The 21,659-nt window shown below is 40.9% G+C and carries 20 protein-coding genes and 1 rRNA gene; 2 read left to right on the plus strand and 19 right to left on the minus strand.

Features of this window, described 5'->3' with window-relative positions; translation table 11 throughout:
- Positions 1–71: 71 nt before the first annotated feature.
- The 5 genes from FTU39_RS11475 to FTU39_RS11495 all read right to left on the minus strand — a co-directional run bounded on the left by FTU39_RS11475 (position 72) and on the right by FTU39_RS11495 (position 3,696).
- On the minus strand, positions 72–881 hold the full coding sequence (locus FTU39_RS11475) for a class I SAM-dependent methyltransferase (protein WP_179990324.1): 810 nt from the start codon (positions 879–881) through the stop codon (positions 72–74).
- On the minus strand, positions 875–1,699 hold the full coding sequence (locus FTU39_RS11480; protein WP_104852431.1) for an undecaprenyl-diphosphate phosphatase: 825 nt from the start codon (positions 1,697–1,699) through the stop codon (positions 875–877). The genes FTU39_RS11475 and FTU39_RS11480 overlap by 7 nt, the downstream gene beginning before the upstream one ends.
- Positions 1,700–1,711: 12 nt before the next feature.
- Complete coding sequence (gene tsaB / locus FTU39_RS11485; RefSeq protein ID WP_096902124.1) at positions 1,712–2,377, minus strand: tRNA (adenosine(37)-N6)-threonylcarbamoyltransferase complex dimerization subunit type 1 TsaB; 666 nt, start codon at positions 2,375–2,377, stop codon at positions 1,712–1,714.
- Between the two features lie 160 nt (positions 2,378–2,537).
- The gene (locus FTU39_RS11490; RefSeq protein WP_104852433.1) at positions 2,538–3,068 is read right to left on the minus strand and encodes a gamma carbonic anhydrase family protein; all 531 of its coding nucleotides are present in this window, start codon (positions 3,066–3,068) and stop codon (positions 2,538–2,540) included.
- A 31-nt stretch (positions 3,069–3,099) separates the two neighbouring features.
- Complete coding sequence (locus FTU39_RS11495; RefSeq protein ID WP_004975226.1) at positions 3,100–3,696, minus strand: CoA pyrophosphatase; 597 nt, start codon at positions 3,694–3,696, stop codon at positions 3,100–3,102.
- 123 nt (positions 3,697–3,819) lie between these two features.
- Here FTU39_RS11495 and FTU39_RS11500 point away from each other — a divergent pair, with 123 nt between their 5' ends.
- Positions 3,820–4,368, plus strand: coding sequence for an NUDIX hydrolase (locus tag FTU39_RS11500; protein ID WP_178318289.1), 549 nt, complete (start codon positions 3,820–3,822; stop codon positions 4,366–4,368).
- 101 nt (positions 4,369–4,469) lie between these two features.
- On the opposite strand, the gene FTU39_RS11505 is transcribed toward FTU39_RS11500, so the two are convergent.
- The 6 genes from FTU39_RS11505 to FTU39_RS11530 all read right to left on the minus strand — a co-directional run bounded on the left by FTU39_RS11505 (position 4,470) and on the right by FTU39_RS11530 (position 12,645).
- Complete coding sequence (locus FTU39_RS11505) at positions 4,470–6,380, minus strand: flagellar protein FilF (RefSeq protein WP_180052202.1); 1,911 nt, start codon at positions 6,378–6,380, stop codon at positions 4,470–4,472.
- Positions 6,381–6,400: 20 nt separating this feature from the next.
- The gene (gene filE, locus FTU39_RS11510) at positions 6,401–7,753 is read right to left on the minus strand and encodes a putative pilus assembly protein FilE (protein WP_180052203.1); all 1,353 of its coding nucleotides are present in this window, start codon (positions 7,751–7,753) and stop codon (positions 6,401–6,403) included.
- Positions 7,747–9,411 carry an OmpP1/FadL family transporter gene (locus FTU39_RS11515; protein WP_070154334.1) on the minus strand — a complete coding sequence of 555 codons (1,665 nt, stop codon included), beginning with the start codon at positions 9,409–9,411 and terminating at the stop codon, positions 7,747–7,749. The genes filE and FTU39_RS11515 overlap by 7 nt, the downstream gene beginning before the upstream one ends.
- A 12-nt stretch (positions 9,412–9,423) precedes the next feature.
- Positions 9,424–10,554 carry a hypothetical protein gene (locus tag FTU39_RS11520; RefSeq protein ID WP_179996580.1) on the minus strand — a complete coding sequence of 377 codons (1,131 nt, stop codon included), beginning with the start codon at positions 10,552–10,554 and terminating at the stop codon, positions 9,424–9,426.
- A 45-nt stretch (positions 10,555–10,599) separates the two neighbouring features.
- Positions 10,600–11,433, minus strand: a complete 834-nt coding sequence (locus FTU39_RS11525) for a C39 family peptidase (protein ID WP_104852437.1) — start codon at positions 11,431–11,433, stop codon at positions 10,600–10,602.
- A 192-nt stretch (positions 11,434–11,625) separates the two neighbouring features.
- The gene (locus FTU39_RS11530) at positions 11,626–12,645 is read right to left on the minus strand and encodes a DUF6160 family protein (protein ID WP_180052204.1); all 1,020 of its coding nucleotides are present in this window, start codon (positions 12,643–12,645) and stop codon (positions 11,626–11,628) included.
- A 255-nt stretch (positions 12,646–12,900) separates the two neighbouring features.
- Here FTU39_RS11530 and pabB point away from each other — a divergent pair, with 255 nt between their 5' ends.
- On the plus strand, positions 12,901–14,241 hold the full coding sequence (gene pabB / locus FTU39_RS11535) for an aminodeoxychorismate synthase component I (protein ID WP_180052205.1): 1,341 nt from the start codon (positions 12,901–12,903) through the stop codon (positions 14,239–14,241).
- Positions 14,242–14,307: 66 nt separating this feature from the next.
- Here the strand turns inward: pabB and hisC are convergent, their stop codons facing one another.
- From hisC to rrf, 8 genes are all read right to left on the minus strand, one after another.
- Positions 14,308–15,396, minus strand: a complete 1,089-nt coding sequence (gene hisC / locus FTU39_RS11540) for a histidinol-phosphate transaminase (RefSeq protein WP_180052206.1) — start codon at positions 15,394–15,396, stop codon at positions 14,308–14,310.
- A gap of 135 nt (positions 15,397–15,531) precedes the next feature.
- Positions 15,532–16,836, minus strand: a complete 1,305-nt coding sequence (gene hisD, locus FTU39_RS11545) for a histidinol dehydrogenase (RefSeq protein WP_179990908.1) — start codon at positions 16,834–16,836, stop codon at positions 15,532–15,534.
- Between the two features lie 186 nt (positions 16,837–17,022).
- The gene (hisG, locus tag FTU39_RS11550) at positions 17,023–17,727 is read right to left on the minus strand and encodes an ATP phosphoribosyltransferase (RefSeq protein ID WP_004975201.1); all 705 of its coding nucleotides are present in this window, start codon (positions 17,725–17,727) and stop codon (positions 17,023–17,025) included.
- Complete coding sequence (gene murA, locus FTU39_RS11555) at positions 17,727–18,983, minus strand: UDP-N-acetylglucosamine 1-carboxyvinyltransferase (RefSeq protein ID WP_004975199.1); 1,257 nt, start codon at positions 18,981–18,983, stop codon at positions 17,727–17,729. The genes hisG and murA overlap by 1 nt, the downstream gene beginning before the upstream one ends.
- Positions 18,984–18,990: 7 nt before the next feature.
- Positions 18,991–19,242 carry a BolA family iron metabolism protein IbaG gene (gene ibaG / locus FTU39_RS11560; protein ID WP_004975198.1) on the minus strand — a complete coding sequence of 84 codons (252 nt, stop codon included), beginning with the start codon at positions 19,240–19,242 and terminating at the stop codon, positions 18,991–18,993.
- 138 nt (positions 19,243–19,380) lie between these two features.
- Positions 19,381–19,713, minus strand: a complete 333-nt coding sequence (hpf, locus tag FTU39_RS11565) for a ribosome hibernation-promoting factor, HPF/YfiA family (RefSeq protein ID WP_004975196.1) — start codon at positions 19,711–19,713, stop codon at positions 19,381–19,383.
- Positions 19,714–19,879: 166 nt separating this feature from the next.
- Positions 19,880–21,334: an RNA polymerase factor sigma-54 gene (locus FTU39_RS11570; protein WP_154320393.1), complete on the minus strand. Its 1,455-nt coding sequence runs from the start codon at positions 21,332–21,334 to the stop codon at positions 19,880–19,882.
- 219 nt (positions 21,335–21,553) lie between these two features.
- A 5S ribosomal RNA gene (gene rrf, locus FTU39_RS11575) occupies positions 21,554–21,659 on the minus strand; the annotation flags it as partial.

The following is a 21,659-nucleotide window of genomic DNA, read 5'->3' on the forward strand; positions in this document are numbered from 1 at the left end:
ACAAATCTTTGCGCATTATAGAAGCATTGAACGCCTTGCCACTGCTTTAGTGGTAGAAATCTACCCGTTGTTCAAATTGCTTGGAAATAAGCATCAAATCGGCAAGCATCACCCTGCCATTGATGTGTAGTTTCCTGCCCCGCCAAAAACACCGCCAAACGTGGACGCTTCACCACAACACGTTTGGCAATTTGCTGTGCCAAACCCAGTAAATGATCACCTAAATCCATTTCGCCATCTTCAGGTAACAGCAAATGTAATAACTGCATTTGTTTTTTGACTTGAGCCTGCTTTTTCTGCGCCTGTTGATGTTGATCTCGCTGCGGAAACATCGGATCTAAATACACCACATCAACAACTTTGCCCTGTGCCGCACAGTTGCGTAAATAATTTGCTGAATCTGTAAAAACCAATTGGATACGAGCAACAACACTTGCTAAAAAAGGATCATCTGCGGCTTGACGTTTAGCATCTTCCAACAAAGTAAAAAGAATCGGATGACGTTCCAACAACGTGACCTGAGCACCCAAATGTGCCATGAGCAAGCTGTCGTGTCCTAATCCTGCCGTAGCATCAATCAGGCTTGGTTTTTCCGACAAATTACAGGCACGGGCAATCATTTCCGATTTTAAAGAGGCACGCTTTAACCGCCCAATTTCAGCTTTCCATTCGGGTTGCATTTTCATGCCATGGGCACATAACCACAGCCCTTCAGCATCGACACACAATGCCAATTCAGGGTTCAAACGCAAAAAACGCGCATTGAGTTTTTCTATTGTTTCAATGCGCGTTTGCACGCCTCTAGACAAAAGCACAGCAGAATAATGCTGTGCTTGAGTGAGCCACTCGGCTTCGGTGTATAAGCGAAGTTCGCTTACCATAGTTTCCAGCCTGTGAATGCGAACAATAAAATGATTAAACCTGAAGCAATACGATACCAAGCAAAAATCATAAAATCACGTTTCGCCACATAAGCCACCAATGCACGGATCAGCAAAAGTGCGGAAACAAAAGAGACGATGATCCCGAAGCTGAGTACGGTCCAATCTTCGGTGGTTTGGAATACATCATAGCTTTGGTACAAGTCGAGTAATCCTGCGCCAATAATGACAGGAATCCCCAAAAAGAAGGAAAACTCGGTTGCTGCTTTACGCGACACACCTAAGAACATCGCACCAATAATGGTTGCACCTGAACGCGAAGTCCCCGGAATCAGCGACAATACCTGAATTAGACCAATCCAAATAGCATCTCGGTAAGTTAGGTCTTCAACCTCATGGGCACGTACTTGTGGTGGATGTTTTTCAATCCACATAATGATAAAGCCGCCAATAATCAAACCAATCGCCACGGCAACATCATTAAAGAGTAATTCTTTTACAGTCTGCCCAAAGGTCAATCCAATCAAAATAATTGGAATAGATGCCATGATCAGACCAAAGCCCAAGCGACGACCTTTTTCTTCGCCTGTAAACATGCCCGTAGCTGCGCCCCATAGACGTGTCCAGTACTCATAAATGACCGCTGCAATTGCCCCCATTTGAATGGCAATCACAAATACATCACTTTTTTCTTTGGTCCAAAAGTCCATCAGCTCTGCAGCGAGAATCAAATGTCCTGTGCTAGAAATGGGTAGAAATTCGGTAATCCCTTCTACAATACCCATAATTGCCGCTTTGAGCAGCAGTAAAAGATCCATAAATAACCCTAATTATGCCTTGCCTTGTTCTGGAATTTTTTTCCAAGCATTGTCACGTAAATAGACAGGCAATGCTTGTTCTGCGCTGACCCATTGCTGTTGCTGTGCACAGACGCGTGCAATAGTAGCAATATCTTGTGCGGTTGCACTTAAGCCTTTGTATTGTATTTGTTCTTGATCAATTAGACCTGCACCAGAACCGACCAATTGAAAGCGTACCGTCTGTGCAGCATCGCTATAATTCAATAATTGTTCCTGATCAACCGCCTGCATGATTCCTTGTGCATCTAGCTCAAAACTGGCGATATACACTTCATTCATGCGTGCATCCAACACAGCCGTAACCGCAGTTAATCCTTCAAGACGATAAGCCGCCTGCGCCAATGCCTGCAAAGTCGATACAGGAATTACAGGCACATCATGCGCCCACGCCAAAGCTTGCGTGACTGCCGCATTAATTCGCACACCGCTAAAAGAACCCGGGCCACGGCTAAAGGCAATTGCAGTCAGATCAGCCGTACTAATTTGAGTTTCAGCAAAGCCTTGCTCAATCATCGGTAAGATGGTTTGCGTTTGTGCTTTTGCTCGCGCATCTAATTGAAAAAAGAGTTCCTGTGTTTCATCTACAATCGAAACGGAACACTGCTCATTGGCAGTTTCCAATGCCAGCAATTTCATGCACAACCTTCAAGGAGTAAATATCAAAAATTGGCGTTATGATACTCCACTCCTGAAATTCACGCGAGGATTTACATGCCTTAGATTGCAATTCCTGAGTATAAAATTCTATGTAATTACAGCTAAAAAATGCGTTTGACTAAACGATGCAAATTCTATTTTAGAGTGTTGCAGGCTCTAGGTTTACAAAATGCTGAAAATGTTCAGCATAGTGCAGCGCACTCATTTTTAAACGTGCTTCTGCAGACTCATCCAAAGTCTTAACCACTTTACCGGGAGAACCCATCACCACAGAATTATCGGGAATCACTTTCCCTTCAGGAATTAAAGCATTGGCACCAATAATACAGTTTTTACCAATCACCGCATGATTCAGCACCACTGCATTAATACCAATCAGGGTGTTATCGCCCACGGTACAACCATGTAACATCGCCTGATGTCCAATAGTCACATAATCACCAATCTGCATTTCAATGCCTGCATCGGTGTGCAAAACAGCATTTTCCTGAACATTGCTAAAATTACCCAATTTGATTTTACTGTTATCGGCACGTACCACAGCCCCAAACCAAATGCTGACTTTTTGCCCCAACTCAACCTGACCAATGACCGTGGCATTATCCGCCACCCAACCATCCCACGGTTGCTGCATTGCTTTCGGGGCATATCCTTTAAATTTATACAACATGGTTCCTTCCTATCTTCACATCAAAATTTTTCTATTTCTTAAATGTTGGTGAATTTAACAAAAACGGCCATTCTTTACGATAATCCAAACCATATTCAAATAAAGACACCAACATCCGCGCTGTTAAGCCCCAAACCACTTCATCTTCAACCTGCATACTCGGAAAATATAATTTTTGTTGTGCAAAGCTCACTTCATACGGCGTTGGTGGCGCTTCCATTAAATGCTGTAAAGAGGCAAAAAAGATCCGATCAATTTCTGAAGGTTGTGGAATTAGTTCTACTTTTGGGGGAATCAGCCCCACCACAGGTTTAACCAACATCCCATTACGGGCTTTTTGCATTGGTAAATCACCAATCAACTGCACTTCAAATGGATTTAATGCGGTTTCTTCCTGTGCTTCACGTAACGCCACCACAATATTACTGGTATCTTGCGGATCGCGTTTGCCACCAGGGAAAGACACCTCACCCGCGTGATTATTGAGTAAGGTAGAACGGCGGGTTAGCAATACCTTTGGATCAGACTCGTCGGTAATGGCAATCAATACCGCTGCATGCGCTTCCATGAACGTTTTAGAAAAGCGCAAACGTTGCTGTAATAGATGCGTGAGCGAATGATCAATCATGCCTTATTATTCTCCTTGTCTAAGTTTTCATCATAGCTGAAATAGACATGCAATTGATAGAGAGGATGCCAAAGTTGAAATTTTCAGTTATTCTGAGGGCTCCCTTTAACAATGACGATCACTATGAACTTTTGTGGAAATTGTGGGCAAAAAACAATAACGAAAATTCCGCTTGGCGATCAGCAATTGCGTCAAGTGTGTAGCGCATGTGGCAGCATTCACTACGTCAATCCAAAAGTCATTTGTGGGGCATTGGTCGTTTGGGAAAATAAAGTATTATTGTGTCGTCGTGCAATTGAACCGCGCTATGGTTTGTGGACTTTACCTGCAGGCTATATGGAAATGTTTGAAACCATGGAGCAAGGTTCTGCCCGTGAAACCCGCGAAGAAGCCGAAGCGGAAATTGAAATCGAACAACTTTATTGCATGTATAACATTCCACGGATTGGGCAAATTTATGTGCTGTTCAAAGCTCAATTGTTGAATGGTCAATTTGGTGCAGGTGAAGAAACCATCGAATCACGCTTGTTTAGTGAAGATGAAATTCCGTGGTCTGAATTGGCTTTCCCAAGTGTAGAACGTACTTTACAACACTACTTTGCAGATCGAAAAAACAACCATTTCACGACCCACTTAGAAACCTTAGGTTCACGTACCGATCATACGGGTTAAAAACCCCACATGATGTTCATTTGAATCAAGCTAAAATCTGAATAATAAATAGCCCACTGAGTAGTGAGCTATTTTCATCTCTATATCATAGGAAATTAATGCTAAATACGCACTTTATCTGGGTTATAACATTCGGCAACATCTAGACTTACAGCTCCACCTTGGGCTTTCACCAAAGCTTTATCTGTATCGGTTGCTAAAGCTGGGTTTTGAGCCACGTAAGTTGCAAGTTGCGCATGATAAATATTGCTCCACTTCACTGTTGAGCCATTGAAATCAGACAATGTAATACGTGTAGAGTTGGCTGCAACTAAATTGCCAATATTGGCACGTGCACCGCCCACCACTTGACCATTTCCACCTTCAACCGCTTCAATTTTGGTATTCAAACCAATGACTGCGCCATCAAGTTTATGAAATATTGGATTGGCCAAAATCATACGCAAAGTAACTGCTTTATTGTCGATATCGGTTGCACCTAACACACCTATACGGTATTGCTGCACACCATTTGTATCAACATATTCAGCACCAGACTGACGAATTGCTGCACACTGACCAGACATATCGGTTTCTGTGGCATTTGGTGCTATATCTGTACGAATATTGCCATCCTCATCTAAAACAACACCTAATTTGATGCTATCTGTAGTCGTTCCGCCATCAAAATTAAAGGTCAAGGTTGCATAAATTGGGAAAATATAGCGACTGCCTAAAGGTACATTTTTCTGAGTTTTAAAAACACGATTATCCAAAAAGTTCACAGAAAAGAATTTATAGGCATCAAAAGATCCTTTGAACTGATCGGTGCCTATGGTTTGTTGCCATTGACCATAATCTGCAGGATTTGCTGTTGTAGATTTTGTCAATAATTTATAAAAACCTTCCGTACCCGCAATTAAATAATCATTAAATACCTTACCTTGGATTATTTTAAAATCATCAGACGCATTTTCATTCACACTAAAATGGAATGGCCCCTGAATACGTTTATTCAATGGGTTAACCCATGTGGTTTGTGCTGATGCCACCATTCGCTCAGGACGAACTTTACGAATCAATTCACCACTCACCGTTAAAATTGGGTTGGTGGTGTTTGCAGACACTGTACCTTTCCATTGCATACCATAACCGAAGGTATATCCAGAACGGTCTGTGATCAGTTGATACTGCCCAATGAGGTGTTTCAAATCTGCGACCGTAGATTTACAGTATGCCAAATTACAGCCATATAAACCTTGTGGCAATTGTGAATCTTCTTTGGCTAAAATTGGATAGTTGGCTTGATAAGATGCCGAGTTATTCATATAAACCAAGGTGTTTAATGCTTGATAAGCATCATCTTGAGACACCTGTGACACATCTACCCATGGGCGTAAAATACTGGCATAAGCCCCTGAACGATAATCCCCAACGTCAACGGACTCAGCAATACTTGCCAATTGTTCTTTTTTAAGGGGCGTAATTGTTAAAGGCTGAATATCACCAGCAATCGTTCCTCCACCCTCAACAGAAAGTGCTTGTAGCAAACGTACAATTGCAGTCGCGACCTGTATTGTTTCGTCGCTACTACTCAAACTCGTTGCTTGGCGTCCTGTTAATCCACGTGCCATATCAAGCACACTTAAACGTGGATAACCCGCACCTGCAGTACTGACCATTCCAATATCAGACAATGACACTGTTCCTAAGTCTATATATTGATTGGTCTTTTCCTGAATAAAGAAGTGGACTTTATCTCCTTCACTACATTTACCTGTTGCCGCATTACTTTTCGGCTCAATCATAGTGATGTAGGTTTTACTGGTATCACTGCTACAGGTAAAATTCAAACCATTCACAGGATAATCCAATGCAAATTCCACACAGTTTTTTGCTGTACTGGCACAACTTCCATTGATATACGGCACAGCATTCGGCTCTGGATTAATATTGGCACTTTCTCCACCACAGCCACTCAATGCCGCCATCAATGCTGTCGTTGCAAAAGGTAAAATATGTCTTGTTTTCATCCTGAATTCTCTTATTGTTGTTAGCGTATCGCAATAAGTTTTAATTGCCCTTGGTTACTGAGCGCGCGATGTTCCATATCCACTGCAGAAGCCAATGGCGTTAATAATACATAGTGGCTATTTTCTGGAAGTTGCAGCATACCTTCTATTACCTCGTGTCGTAAGACATTGCCTGCAGTATCCTGATTTCTAAAACCACCTGCACCTTCAATCACACAGCCTTTTTGATCCAGAAAAACCACAAACGGCCAATAAAAGGTCGGTTGATTTTGCTTCATGGCATAAGAGTTGATTTGAATATTTTGAATATTGCCTTCTAACTTCACCAATTCATAATCAAATTTTTCGGTTAAGGGAGCTCTAGGCCACAAATTTAAATCTTGTTGTGCTTTTAAGGTTTTAGCTTTATTTTTTTTGCTTTCAGCAAAACATTGCTGCCCCAAACCCTCAATTGCTTCAGCTTGATTAACACGATAATAGTCTGCAGCCAAAACAATAGCGTGAGGCTCAGCAACCGATTGCTTTTTAAATAATTTATTGAGAACGGAACGGCTTACACCACGTTCACGTTCGACCACTTGCATACGAGCACCACCGCCATTTTTTGTGTCAATTATGCCTTCTGGCATACTATAAAAGCGTTTTTTTCCTTCTAAATTAAACTCCTGATCTTCCAAATACTCACTTTTAACATACTGTTCTCCCGCCATCTCCATAAAACCCGTTTGTTGGGCAGATGCATGCGATGCTTGATCTGGTGTTTTTTTAGAAACAGACACTGTGGATGGATCAATCGCAAATTGCTGAGGAAGCTGTTGTAAACCCTCTAGCACAGATTGTTTGACCGCGATTTTGTTGATCGCTGCTTCTTTTGCCAATCCTGTTTGATGAACAGATTCCGCACTGGAAATATCTTGCTGCACTGCATTTGGCTCAGTGTGTGATGCACGCAATGATGAGTTCTCTTTGCTTTGACTAGCCTGATTTTGTGACATAGCGGATTGTTCTGAGATATTCGGCTTAGACAAATTCAGTTGCTTGCTCGCCTGAACAGAAATATTTTTAGATACCTGAACGGATGTTTGAGCAGTTATCTGCTGTACTTGATGCACCTTGTCTTGCTTAAACTGGTCTTGTTGTTGGTTTTCTTGTAGTTGCTTTTGTTGGACTTGCTTTTGCTGTTGTGCGGTTTCCAACGCCTGTATCGTTTGCTTTTTTTCTGCAGCATTACGCTGCACCACAATTGGACGACCATCTGGTCCAATAATGGTGTAAAACTGATTCGCGTAACACACCGATCCCATACTGAAAATCAGTGTGAGTATCGACTTTGAAAATAAAGTCCGTTTTATTTTCCGTACTGAACTTACCATCGTGTTCTATAACTCAATCCAAGAATTGTAATTTTTGTATCCGTTTTCACATTCAAACCCGCATAAGGGTTTAACAGCAGGTTATTCACACCTTCCTTATTGGCTAAGCTACTGGTATTGGCTGGAATTTTATCCTTACTTTGTAAAAAGCCGATGGATAAATCAAGGTCTGTATCTGCATCAAAACGATATCCCACACCCAGACCGAATAAACGTGCATTATTAATTGGTACCATGGTGTTACGCTTATTGTCAGGAATCGCACTACCACGTGGTTCATAACCCGCACGCAGTTTTAAACGGTCTGTGGCTGAATATTCGATGCCAACACCCCAGTTCCACGGTGACTTAAACTCTAATGGCAAAGCTAAACTGTCATCAGACACATGCTCCGAAAGCAATTTTGCAATTTTTAATGCCGAGATTTGACGGTCAAACTCGAATTTGAATTTATCCCATGCTTTATAGTCAGTCCAGCCCACATCAAAATTGACTTGTAAATCAGGCATGACTTTATATTTTATCCCCGCTTGAAAGTGCGCAGGATATTCAAAATCCATAGAAACCAAACCAGACTCACTGGCTGGAATATAACTTGGGAAACCTAAAATTGCCGCTAAAATCTGCCCTGTTGGTGAAGACATCAAACCATTAATTAACTCACGCGGTGCTTTCGAGTTATCAATATGATATTTGCCCTTCAAGCGCATTTTAGCTGCACTCTGATACACCATACCAAAGCTAAAATCTTCTGTCGGTTCCCACAAAATACCCAAGTTATAACTCGGGCTTAAACTTTGCTCAACCGCCAATTGCATTTGCCCAAAACGCGAAAATGGATTCATGCCTTCTTCGGCATTACAAATCCCGAGCAACAAAATATCGGTGATGATATTGGCGTTTTCTTTAAATGGCGTACAGACCACTTCATCCACCATACGTAACATCCCGATCAGTTCATTCGGGAAGCGTAAATCGGTATTCATGGCGATGGCTTGGTAAGACATCCCTATTGACGCACCGACTGACAATTCATCATTGACTTGATAGGCGATAGATGGAGAAAGATAAGTAATACGCTCTAAGGCAACCTGTTGTCCCATAAAGTTACCAGGGTTACCATTTTCGGCACCAAAGCCCGCAATCAACGGCGCATATAATGCGGTGGCAAAGGTCACTTTGGAACCTGGTGGATTATAGGCAATACCGTTGGTTGGCGCTGCCAGTGGCATGCCTTTACCCAAATCGACAAATTTTTTCAGAATCGGGACATACAGCGTTGGATATTCTACATCGGCTTGTACTGTACCTTTAAAATCGGTACAAAAATCGGCCAAAATTTCTGGCCCATCGTTACACACCACAGGGTCATCAGAATAACCAAATACGTCATAACCTGCTGGAACAGAAAGCTCACGCTGTACATCAAAATGTGCCAATACCCCTTGCACATCTGTTTGCAAACCTTCAATTTTGGTCAGTGCAGCAGGGTTAAAGTGAATCGCACTAATACCAGGAGGATCTGCAGTGACCGCATTCCCCATAGTCAAAGAACGAATATCGACAGATAAGTTTTGTCCAAGCTGCGCAAAAGCAGCCCCTGAACAGCCCGACAGTATAATTGCAGTCACTAACGGGCGAAGTCGTATCATTTTCATGCGACTAGCCTCTTAGCGAATTTTTTTACCGAAACCGAGAATATCCAGTGGGAATGACAAACCAAGTGATACGTCTGGCGCGTCTTCGGTCAGACCGATTCCTACCGTACCATTCACAATGGTTTCAGGCGAAACGCGCACGCCTAATGAAATAGCTAAAGTCGCACTGGTTTGGTCTGCAGGCGAATAGCTTTCACCTCCTTCATAAAAAAACTCAGAACCAGTATTGAAGCTCTGCTGATAAGACATGGTCATCGACACATCGTAGTTAAACGAATATGCAAAACCAAAAGCAAAACCACCACTAATCCCTGGCTCAAATTCTTCAATTATACGTCTACCGCGAATTTGATTGAGACCGCTTTCTTTAAAACCATAGTTGGCTGAAGCAGAAGCAAACAATACAACAGGGTCAATATATTTACGCGTACTTGCACCGATGCCTGCAGAGTAGTAACCCTTACCTGTTGATAAATCTTTAACAGGATTAATCTCGTAAGGACTATCCCCCGTTTTGGTCGATAAATTTGCGAATAAAATTAAAGGTAAACGCCCCGCTTTTAATGGGAATGGCTCCCAACGTGCACCTAAAGAAATATCCCCCAAGCCTGCTGCCGTGGCATCTTTTAACAAGTCTGACTTTGCAACCAATGGTACAGAAGCAGATAAAGTTAAATTGTCACGCAAACCATATTGTGCGGTGAAGGTGTTAGTTAATGCGTGGGACGCATTTTCTTGCACACGAAGCTGATACAACTGACCTTGAGCCATTTCAAGGTCGAGCTGCGTATCACGATGATAGGTATAATCAATATCATAATAAGATGAAATATCACCTTTTTTCATGAGCGAGTATTGCCGCTCATTCGAGGTAAATACTTCTTCTAAATTCGCCTCTTTGGTTGCATCGCCCTCTTGCTGTTGCAAAGCAGATGATGCTGCTTGTGCACCATTTGCAGCGACAACCGCACTATTTGTTTCAGCACTTGTATCTGCAGTTGATGCTGCTGTATCTGATACTTCTGCCTGTTCAGTTGTGGTTTCATATTCCCCTAATTGCGGCTCCTCTGCGGCATAAGCCACCCCAAATACCATTTGAATACTGAGTGCCAATAAGGTTTTATTCATCCATTTACGATCCATGATTTACCCCTTCCATTTTTATTTTTGTATTTCGTGAACAACTAATTACTTGTTTTTATAGTAGAGTCTTAAAAAACGATGCTCGTACTGTCCATAATTATCAGAATCTTTATTTACATTACGTTCCAGACGTATTGTCGATGCTTTATCGGCTATTTTTTCCATCGCAAATTGTGGATATTGAATATCAACAAAGGCATAACGATTCACTGTTGCGTCTTCCACATGACGCAAGTCTTTTTCTTGTAATGCCAACATAGTTTGACGATTTTGCGGTGCGACATTAATTAGAAATAAGGTGTTATTCTCCCAAACTTCTTTAAAGCGTTCTTCATCGAAACTGATATTGCCTAATGCAGGGTCTGCCACATAGACACGTCCATTTTTATATGCCTTATACACCACAAAATGTTTAAAACCTGCATAGGAAATCGGCACAATTGCAGGCTGTCCTTGTTTAACTAAATCCGAAAACTCCCCGCGATATCCACCACTTTCCATGCCCAAAGCTGCGACAAAGCGCTTCATATCCAATAGCGAAAAACTACGACGTTCAATAATTCGGTCGTATTCTCCATAACGCAGCAAGCCACTCATGGTTTGTTGCTCGTTTAATTGTGTTCCTACATAACCATTCAGCAAGGTTGTTAAAGCTGCAGAACCACAACTGTAGTCATAGGCTTGGCGCACAATTCCGCGAAATTGATCTTCTAAAGCAGGTTTAATTTGCACAGGCTCTCTGTGCATACGGGTAAAGGAATTATTTCTAGAATCCAAAGTTTCTGTGTAACGCACAGTTTCAGGATGCTGTTCCTTTAAATCAAAGGCTTGTGTGGCAGCGTAATAGATCAATGCCGAGCCCAAAGCGATCTCTAACATATATTTTTACTTTTTAGTTCTCGGCAATACCTGCCTAATATTTTTATTTTAGAGTTTTCACTCTACTTCCTTGTATTTAGAAAGATACTCGTTTTATAGAAAAAAAAAAGAGCTTTCTTTATTTTTTTGCGAACTCATCAGTTTATTTGTAAAAAAAAGCGCGTGAATTCACGCGCTTTTTCAGTTTTTAAATTAGTGACCAGAAATGGTGATTTTTGCACCTTGTGTATAACCAGCAGGTTGCAATGTATTACCACCGTAATAAGTTTGTAAGCCTTGAACTTCCATATCACCAATAGAAGCAGCAGTCTTACTGCCTAAACGGATACCTTGTACATAATTATCTTTTGCACCACCATGGCTAATGATTTGAATATAGCCATTGTTTGCACCTTCCTTACCTATCACACTAATATCTTGCTTTAAGGTTAAGTCCGTAGAATTAGCATCTGCAAACTTAATGCTTTCAATAAAGATTTGACCTGCTGCACGATTACCTTTAGTACCATCACCAGTACCTTGCTTAGTTGAGTTGTCCAAAATACCTAAGTTTGCGATTTCTAAACCACCCACCATTTTGGTATTTAATTTAATCATTGCACCTTGTGGCGCTGCACCCAATTGAATATTGGCATCCATTTTACCTGTTTTTAACGTTAAGCCAGATAAAATTGCATTATAGTTGTTATCATCATTACCACGACGAATGCTCGTAGCACCAGCTACTGGCTTAGCATTCGATGCAGAGACACCAATTTCACCAATATTAATTTCAAGCCCAGCTACTTGAGCAGCTACATTAATAAATGCACCACCATTAGCAGTCTCACCAGCATCTGTATCAATGACTAAATCTGCTAAATTATGAGAAGCCAATAAATATTTTGTTGGATTTGTCACATCAGACATATTGGCTTCAATAACCACACCGTGATTCGCTGTTTTTCCTTCGCCATTGCCCTTAATTACGATAGCACCTGCCTTTGAAGTACCACCGAAACCTAAGTCTCCAGCAGCACCTTTTGCAGCCAAACCATCATTATCATGGATTAAAAGTTTTTCGATTTCGATTTTAGAAATACCAATCCCGATGCTTAAACCATCTTGACCAGTAGTTGCGCTTAATGCAGTATCGTCCATTGCCTGCATTGCCATTGCATTTGTCGTTAACGCGATTGATGATACCAAAGCAAGTTTAGTAAATTTTTTCATCTTGTTACTCTCCCGAGAGTATTATTTTTTTGGTTTTACCACTCAGTGCCAGTGATTGTGTTTTTATTTGATGAGGACAACACTGACACACATTCCTTGAGTAGTCGGTTTGCACATACAAAGGTATATCTGAGTTATTTTTTGTTCAACTGCTGTTGGTCGCAATCCACATCTTACCGACAAACGGTTATTTGCTTTTTATCTGCTGCAATCATGTAAAATAGCCTTTTAAAATCTCTCAGCTGTTTACGCTTTATGTCCTATCCTACTCATTTTAAAAAATTATTCTGTGAACCTGAATATGAGGCTGCAAGAATTTTGCAAGCTTTGGCAGCACTTTCACATTGTATTTATTTGCAAAATAATGGAAAGGCACGTATTGCTTTTTTAGCTGAACGCTATTGTGTGCAGCAAAACCATCAACATTTTTACTTTCAAAAAACGGTATTGGATCAATATGAATTAAGTCCAACTCAATTAGATTTAACAGCTCATCTAGGCACTTCAAATGATACAAACACTGCCCCATTTTGCAGTGTAATGGGTTTTATTTCGTATGATGCTGCAGCACAGCAACACATCAATATGCAGTCTCGTCCCCAGCCAAGTATTTTTTTAGGTCAATTTAAAAGCTATTTACAGCAAGAAACTGATGGCTGGTATTTTTATAGTTCAGACGATGCTGCTACTCAAATCTTTGATTTTATTTTAAATTTATATACTCAATCAACCATAATTGAACAGTTCCAATTAAGCCAAAAGTGTCAAGCACGCTGGAATTTCACAGATTACCAACGCGCCTTTCAACATGTTCAAGACTATATAGTGGCAGGAGATTGTTATCAAATTAATCTTACGCAAGAGTTTAGCGCTGAGGCTCAAGGTCAACTTTTAGAGACTGCAGCTCAGTTTTGGCAACTGACCAATGCACCTTATGCAGGTTATTTACGTATTGGTGATTTTGAAATTTTAAGTTGTTCGCCCGAACTCTTTATCGATTTTGAGGAAAATCGAAAAATTACCACAAAACCCATTAAGGGCACGATGCCACGTTATGGCGATCCTGAATTAGACCGACAATCGAAACAACAATTAAGTGAATCTAAAAAAGATCAGGCTGAAAATGTGATGATTGTGGATTTATTACGTAATGATTTAAGTGTTTATGCCGAAACTGGCAGCGTCAAAACGCCAAAGTTATTCAATATTGAGTCTTTTAACCAAGTGCATCACATGGTCAGTGAAGTGACCGCAACACTAAAAGCCGAGATGAATCCTTTTGATGTGTTGATGTCTGCCTTGCCAGGTGGGTCAATTACAGGCGCACCGAAAATTCGTGCCATGCAAATTATAGATGAACTCGAAGGTGCAGCACGTGGCGCCTATTGCGGCTCTATGGGTTATTTTGATGCCGATGGAACGGGTTCTTGGAATATCCTGATCCGTTCTATTCAGAAATATCAGCAAGATGTTTCATTATGGGCTGGTGGTGGCGTCACGATTGCATCTGTTTGTGAAGCAGAATATCAAGAATGTTTTGACAAAGTTTCAGCGATGTTGGACTTATTGAACCGCTGGTACAAACCTGCGCAATAGCATGTCGCAAAAACAAAAAAAGCGAGTGAATTCAATGCTTCACTCGCCTCTACGATATTTTAACAATTAAGCCAAAATATCGTATTTTAAAGTATCTACTAAGCGTTGATTTTGATCATCTGTACCAATAGTAATGCGCAAATATTGATTGATGCGTGGTTTATTAAAATAACGCACAATAATACCGCGTTCACGTAATGCTGCAGCTAATTCACCCGCATCCTGTTGAGGATGTGATGCAAAAATAAAGTTGGCGTGTGATGGCAATATCTTAAAGCCCAAGCTCGTTAAATCCGTCACCAATTTCTCACGGCTTGCAATAACTTTTTGGCATTGTGCTTCAAAATACGCCTGATCTTGAAAAGATGCCACCGCTGCTGCAATCGCAAAACGATCCATTGGATAGGAGTTAAAACTATTTTTCACGGCTTCCAGTGCGGCAATTAAATGCGGTTGCGCAATCGCAAAACCAACACGTAAACCTGCCAAAGAACGTGATTTAGATGTGGTTTGACACACCACAAGATTATCGTACTTTTCTACCAATTTTACTGCAGACTCTGCACCAAAATCGACATAAGCCTCATCAATCACCACCACTGAATTTGGATTGGCCTGTAAAATTTCTTCAATCGCACTTAAACCCAAAGCAATACTGGTCGGTGCATTCGGATTGGCGATGATGATGCCGCCATTGGCTTGCTTATAATCATCAACCACAATTTCAAAATCATCATTTAAAGGCAAAATTTTAGTTTTTACCCCAAAAAATTGACTATATACAGGGTAAAAACTATAGCTGATATCTGGATACAGTAACGGCTGTTCCTGAACAAAAAAAGCCTTAAAAATATGTGCAAGGACTTCATCTGAACCATTGCCAACAAAGACATTTCCAACAGCTACATTTTGCTGTTTCGCAATGGCTTGCTTAAGCTCAGACGCATCTGGATCTGGATATAAACGCAGTGCATCTGCCGAGTTTTCTAAAACCTTTTGCACCGCTTCCACCACTTTAGGCGAAGGTGGATACGGGTTTTCATTGGTATTCAATTTTAATAAATTTTGAATTTTTGGCTGCTCACCCGGTACATAAGGCTCTAGCTCACGTACTTCAGGGCTCCAAAAACGCATTTGTTCTGCTGTGATATTCATTTTGTATTCTCTTTAAACCCTCTCCTAACCTCTCCCAAAGGGAGAGGAATTTTCATTACTAAAGACACAAAATTTGTGTGGTTTAAATTCCCCTCTCTTTATTAGGAGAGGGTCAGGGAGAGGTTGTAATGCTATTTATGATTGATAACGATAACGTGCTGATCGTGCATGCGCATCCAGATTTTCCTGCTTCGCTAAAATATCAGCGGTTTTCGCCAAACTTTTCACGCCCTCAGCTGAACACATAATCAGACTTGAGCGTTTTTGGAAATCGTAAACACCCAATGGCGATGAAAAACGTGCCGTACCCGACGTTGGTAATACGTGGTTTGGCCCTGCACAATAATCACCAATAGCTTCTGGTGTATAGCGCCCCATAAAGATCGCACCCGCATGACGAATTTCTTCTGCCATCACTTGTGGATCATCCATACACAACTCCAAGTGTTCGGGCGCAACTTGGTTGATCAATTCAATCGCCTCTTGACGATCTTTGACTAAGATCAATGCACCACGATTTGCAATAGAAGTGCGGGCAATTTCAGCTTTAGGCAAATTCGCCAAGTGCTGTTCAATCGCTTGTTCAACCTGATTCAGCAATTGCGCATCTGGTGTAATAAAAATAGATTGTGCAACCGTGTCGTGCTCGGCTTGGGAAAGTAAATCCATCGCCAACCATTCAGGATTATTTTCACCTTCGGCATAAACCAAAATTTCGGATGGCCCTGCAATCATATCAATGCCGACCTGACCAAACACAGCACGTTTTGCAGCCGCCACAAAGCGGTTACCCGGCCCCGTAATTTTATCTACCGATGGGATGGTTTCTGTACCATAAGCCAATGCAGCAACAGCTTGCGCTCCGCCAATGGTAAATACACGAGTCACCCCTGCTAAATATGCAGCCGCCAAAACCAATGGATTGAGTTCACCATTCGGTGCAGGTACCACCATAATAATTTCAGGTACACCAGCAACATGCGCAGGCACGGCATTCATGAGCACAGAAGATGGATAAGATGCCAAGCCACCCGGTACATAAATACCAACGCGATCTAATGGCGTGACTTTTTGCCCAAGTGTATTGCCCAAAGCATCAACATAAGTCCAGCCATCCTGCTTTTGCGCTTGGTGAAATTCACGAATACGTGCAGCAGCCAATTCCAAAGCTTCACGAACTTCGTTATCTAAAGCATCAAATGCGGCTTTCAGTTGTTCTTGACTTAACTCAAGTTCTGAAAATTGATGCGCTGGATGTCGATCGAACTGTTGAGTGAGTTTAAGAACCTGAGCATCACCATGCTGACGCACATCAGCAATAATTTGATCTACAGTTTTTAAAAGTTCAGGATCACTGACAGTTTCAAAAGCCAACAAGTCTGCAAAGGCTTGTTTAAAGCTTTGATCTTGAGTCGATAAACGTCGCATCAATTTACCCACAAGGTTTGATAGAAAAGTTTAGTTTACCTTGTTTCTAGGGCTTTGTGGGAATCTATACATGGCGAAAGCAGTATGTTTTGATGGAAATTCACGTTCGAAATCATTCAAGAACAGAATCATGCACGAACATAAAAAAACCGCCATTGAATGACGGTTTTTTGAGAAGGCAGGATGATGGATACAAAGTTAAGCAGATTGTTTTGCCAACTCTCGTTCTGCCACAGCTTTTTCAAGTTGTGCCAAAATTGGATTGAGCAAATCTTGCTTGCGCTTAAAACTGGCTTTATTGACAATTAAACGTGAAGATACTTTACAGATTTCTTCTAGCGGCTCTAAACCGTTGGCACGTAAAGTATTACCTGTATCAACCACATCGACAATGTAATCACCCAAACCGACCAATGGTGCTAATTCCATTGAGCCATAGAGTTTAATGACATCAACCTGCTCACCTAAGCTGGCATAATATTGACGGGTCAAATTCACATATTTAGTGGCAATTTTTAAACGACCTTTGGGACGCTGCATACCAACTTTGCCCGCAGTCATTAATTTACAATTGGCAATTTTCAGATCCAGCGGCTCATATACATTTTGAGCGCCATGCTCCATCAGCACGTCTTTACCCGCAACCCCAATATCTGCCGCACCATTTTCAACATAAGTTGGTACATCAGAGGCACGTAAAATTAAAATACGCACTTGTTTATGTGTGGTTGGGAAAATCAACTTACGTGATTTATCTGGATCTTCCAGTAAATTAATTCCCGCAGTTTCTAATAAAGGCAAAGTTTCTTTTAAAATTCGCCCCTTACTTAATGCCAAAGTTAAACCATGATCAAAATTGCCCATGACGTCAAAATTTGGATCATCGTTTCTCATGTCATTCATCAATTTACTCGCTTAATTTGGGCGCCTAAACCTTGTAACTTTTGTTCTACATTTTCATAACCGCGATCAATATGATAAATACGGTCAATCAATGTTTCGCCTTCTGCCGCCAATGCTGCTAACACCAACGAGAATGAGGCACGTAAATCAGTTGCCATAACAGGTGCAGCAGAAAGTTTTTCTACGCCTGTCACCACCGCATCATTGCCTTCTACCTGAATATTGGCACCCATACGTGACAACTCAGGGACATGCATAAAACGGTTTTCAAAAATAGTTTCCGAAATGGTAGCAAAACCGCGTCCAATCGCATTCACCGCCATTAACTGTGCTTGCATGTCTGTTGGAAATTCAGGATGTGGTAAAGTTCTGAAACTCACGGCTTTAGGGCGCTTGCCCATCATGTCCAGTTCAATCCAGTCATCGCCACGTGTGACTTCCGCACCCATTTCTTCAAACTTATCTAACACAGATTCTAGCAAGGCAGGATCGGTATGTGTGGTTCTGATTTTACCGCCCGTAATTGCAGCTGCAGCCAAATAAGAACCTGTTTCGATACGGTCAGCAACTACTGAATACTCACAACCATGCAAGTGTTCAACACCTGTAACCACTAAAGTATCGGTGTCTAAACCTTCAATTTTAGCGCCCATTTTGATGAGCATTTGCGCAAGGTCGGTAATTTCAGGTTCACGTGCAGCATTACGAATAGTGGTAACACCATCTGCCAATACCGCAGCCATGAGAATGTTTTCTGTACCGCCAACAGTGACCATATCAAAGACCACTTCGCCACCTTTAAGGCGACCATTGACTTTGGCATTTACATAGCCATTTTCAACTTCAATTTCTGCGCCTAACGCTTCGAGTGCTTTAAGATGTTGATCGACAGGACGTGAGCCTATTGCACACCCCCCTGGCAAAGATACTTTTGCACTACCATAGCGCGCAACCAATGGGCCAAGCACCAAAATAGAGGCACGCATGGTTTTTACCAATTCATAAGGTGCAAATTGGTTGTCCAACGTTGAGGTATCTGCAATGACTGTATCGCCTTCATAAGACATTTTAATGCCCAAGCCTGCGATCAACTTCACCAAGGTATTTACATCTTTTAAATTTGGAACATTTTTCAATGTAATTGGCGTTTCTGCAAGAATCATTGCAGCAAGAAGTGGCAAGGCTGCATTTTTTGCACCAGAAATACGCACTTCACCTTCGAGCTTATTACCGCCCTGAATTAAAAATTTATCCATTAAATTATTAAGCTCCAAATAAGCTTGCTTTACGCCATTCTTCTTGTGTCATTGCACGAATTGTAACCGCATGAACTTCACCGCTGGCAATATAGCTATTCAATGGTGCATACACTGCTTGTTGACGAGCAACAGGACGCTTACCTTCAAACTGATTATCTACAATACGAAGATCAAACTTGCCGCCTTGCCCACTTACAGCAACTTCAGCCTCTGGAAAAGCAGCTTTTAAAATTTCAGTGAGCTGTTCACTATTCATCACAAAGACCTCTTATAGGACCAACGGTGTAAAAACCTGTCATTTTACTATAAATAGAAAAAATAATTCATTAATCCTATACATTATCGCAATAAAAAAAGAGGTTTATCCAAAACCTCTTTTTAAATCACATTTTAACTAGATGGCTAAAGGCTGATAATCCAACTGCATCTTCCGATGTTTCTCTAACTGACGTTTTAATTTTTCTGTCATCATCTTAATTGAAGTATACATATCATCTGCACTAGCCTGCGCAAAAAGCTCCGTTCCAGGTAAACGAATAATTGCTTCTGCAATATGATTGGCGCTGCCTTTTTTAGAATGTTTATCGATTTGATGATCTTTACTTAATTTCACCTGCATACTATTGACCTGATCCAGATGTTTGGTCATTTGTGCAAATTTAAGTCGAATATTTTCTTCAATTGCAGGGGTGATAGCTAAGTGATGTCCACGAATTGTTATTTGCATAATTCTATCCCTCACCTTCATTAGGATTAGGAAGGCATAGTTCACATGATTGATTGCCAAATAACAGATCACTGTAGCGGTCACTTTAAATCATGTCTAACTATTCCTTCAAAAAAAATTCATTATTTGGTCATAATGAATCCTTAGAATAGACCAATTTTAAAAATTAGATCAAGACTTTTCGTTCAGAAGATGACGGAATATTTAATGACTCACGATATTTCGCAACTGTTCGGCGTGCTACATCAATTCCCTCTTCCTTAAGAAGGTTTGCAATTGTGTTGTCTGACAAAGGTTTACGTGGATTTTCCTCTGCAATTAATTTTTTTATCTTGGCGCGAATCGCAGTTGAGGATGCTTCTCCACCTGAACTTGTTCCAACATGACTTGAAAAGAAATATTTCAATTCAAATAAACCACGTGGAGTTAACATATATTTATTAGTGGTCACCCGTGAAACTGTAGATTCATGCAACTCCACCTCATCGGCAACATCACGCAAAATCAACGGTTTCATTCCTTCAGCACCAATTTCTAAAAATTCACGTTGATGTTGCACAATGCAGGTTGCGACTTTTAATAAAGTTTTATGACGCTCATCGACACTTTTAATAAAGTTTTTTGCATCCAACATTTGATTGCGCAAATATTGATTGTCTTCGCTTTGATCTGCGCGTTTAATCATATTGGCATAAAATGAATTGATTCTAAGCTTCGGTACAACATCAGGATTCAGCTGCACCTGCCAATGGTCCTGCTTTTTACTGACCACTACATCTGGAATTTGATAATCTGACTCCTGATCTTCAAATGCTGTACCAGGATGCGCTTTCAAGGTTTTTAATAAAGCCACTGCATGCTGTAGCTGATCTGCGCTTAAACCCGTTTGCTTAATTAACTTGGCTAAATCATTCGAAATTAATAACTCATAATGCTGCAAGAGTTGCAGTGCTTCCTGCCGATAAGGCACATCTGTAGCCAAACTTTCAAGCTGAATAGATAAACATTCCGCCAAATTACGCGAACCAATACCAATCGGCTCTAAACGCTGAATATGTTTCAAAACCACCAAAACTTCATCGTCTTCAACTTCATCTTCGTATTCCATGGAGATCAATAAATGTTGCACAGATGTAGTGATTTCAGATATTTCACAATCCAAGAAACCATTGTCATCCAAAGCATCAACAATACAATAGGCAATGAGCTGCTCGACTTGAGAAAAATGCAACAGATTGATTTGTTGCATCATGTGCTCTTTTAAACCTAAATGTCCCTGACGATTATCCTCGCGCTCTTCATATTCCGCTGCTCCCAAACTCGTGGGTAAATGAGTGTACACATCATCCCAGTCTGTATCGACAGGCAAGTCATTCGGTAGATGATCTGCATTTAATTCTTTAGTCAAATCCTTTTGATCATGCTCTTGCTCTTCTAAGGTGGATAAACTTTCGACACTACTTTGTTCTTCGACTTTTTCTAATAAGGGATTACTGTCCAACTGAATTTGAACTTCTTGTTCAAGTTCCAAGCTCGAAAGTTGAAGCAAACGAATGGCTTGTTGTAACTGCGGTGTCAGTGACAAGGAGTTTGCAACTTTTAATCCAACCGATAACTTCATTTTCACCCACTCTTTTAAATTTATGTTTTTCAACAACTTAATATATAAGTTTTTGATAAGCAATTTCTATGCCGTTTTATTAGGTATAGCACAGATTTATCAAAAGACATAAAGATTTTAATCAGAAGTTCTATTCAATTTATTATTGTTTTTCTAACTTTATTTTCTCTCTTGCATAAAAAAACACCCCCAACATTTGTTGAGGGTGTTTGAATAATGAGCTGGCGATGACTTACTCTCACATGGGTAACCCCACACTACCATCAGCGCGAAGAGGTTTCACTTCTGAGTTCGGGAAGGGATCAGGTGGTTCACTCTTGCTATG

Origin of the sequence: Acinetobacter sp. YH12099 (assembly GCF_013419195.1) — a bacterium.
GTDB classification, from domain to species: Bacteria; Pseudomonadota; Gammaproteobacteria; order Pseudomonadales; family Moraxellaceae; genus Acinetobacter; species Acinetobacter towneri.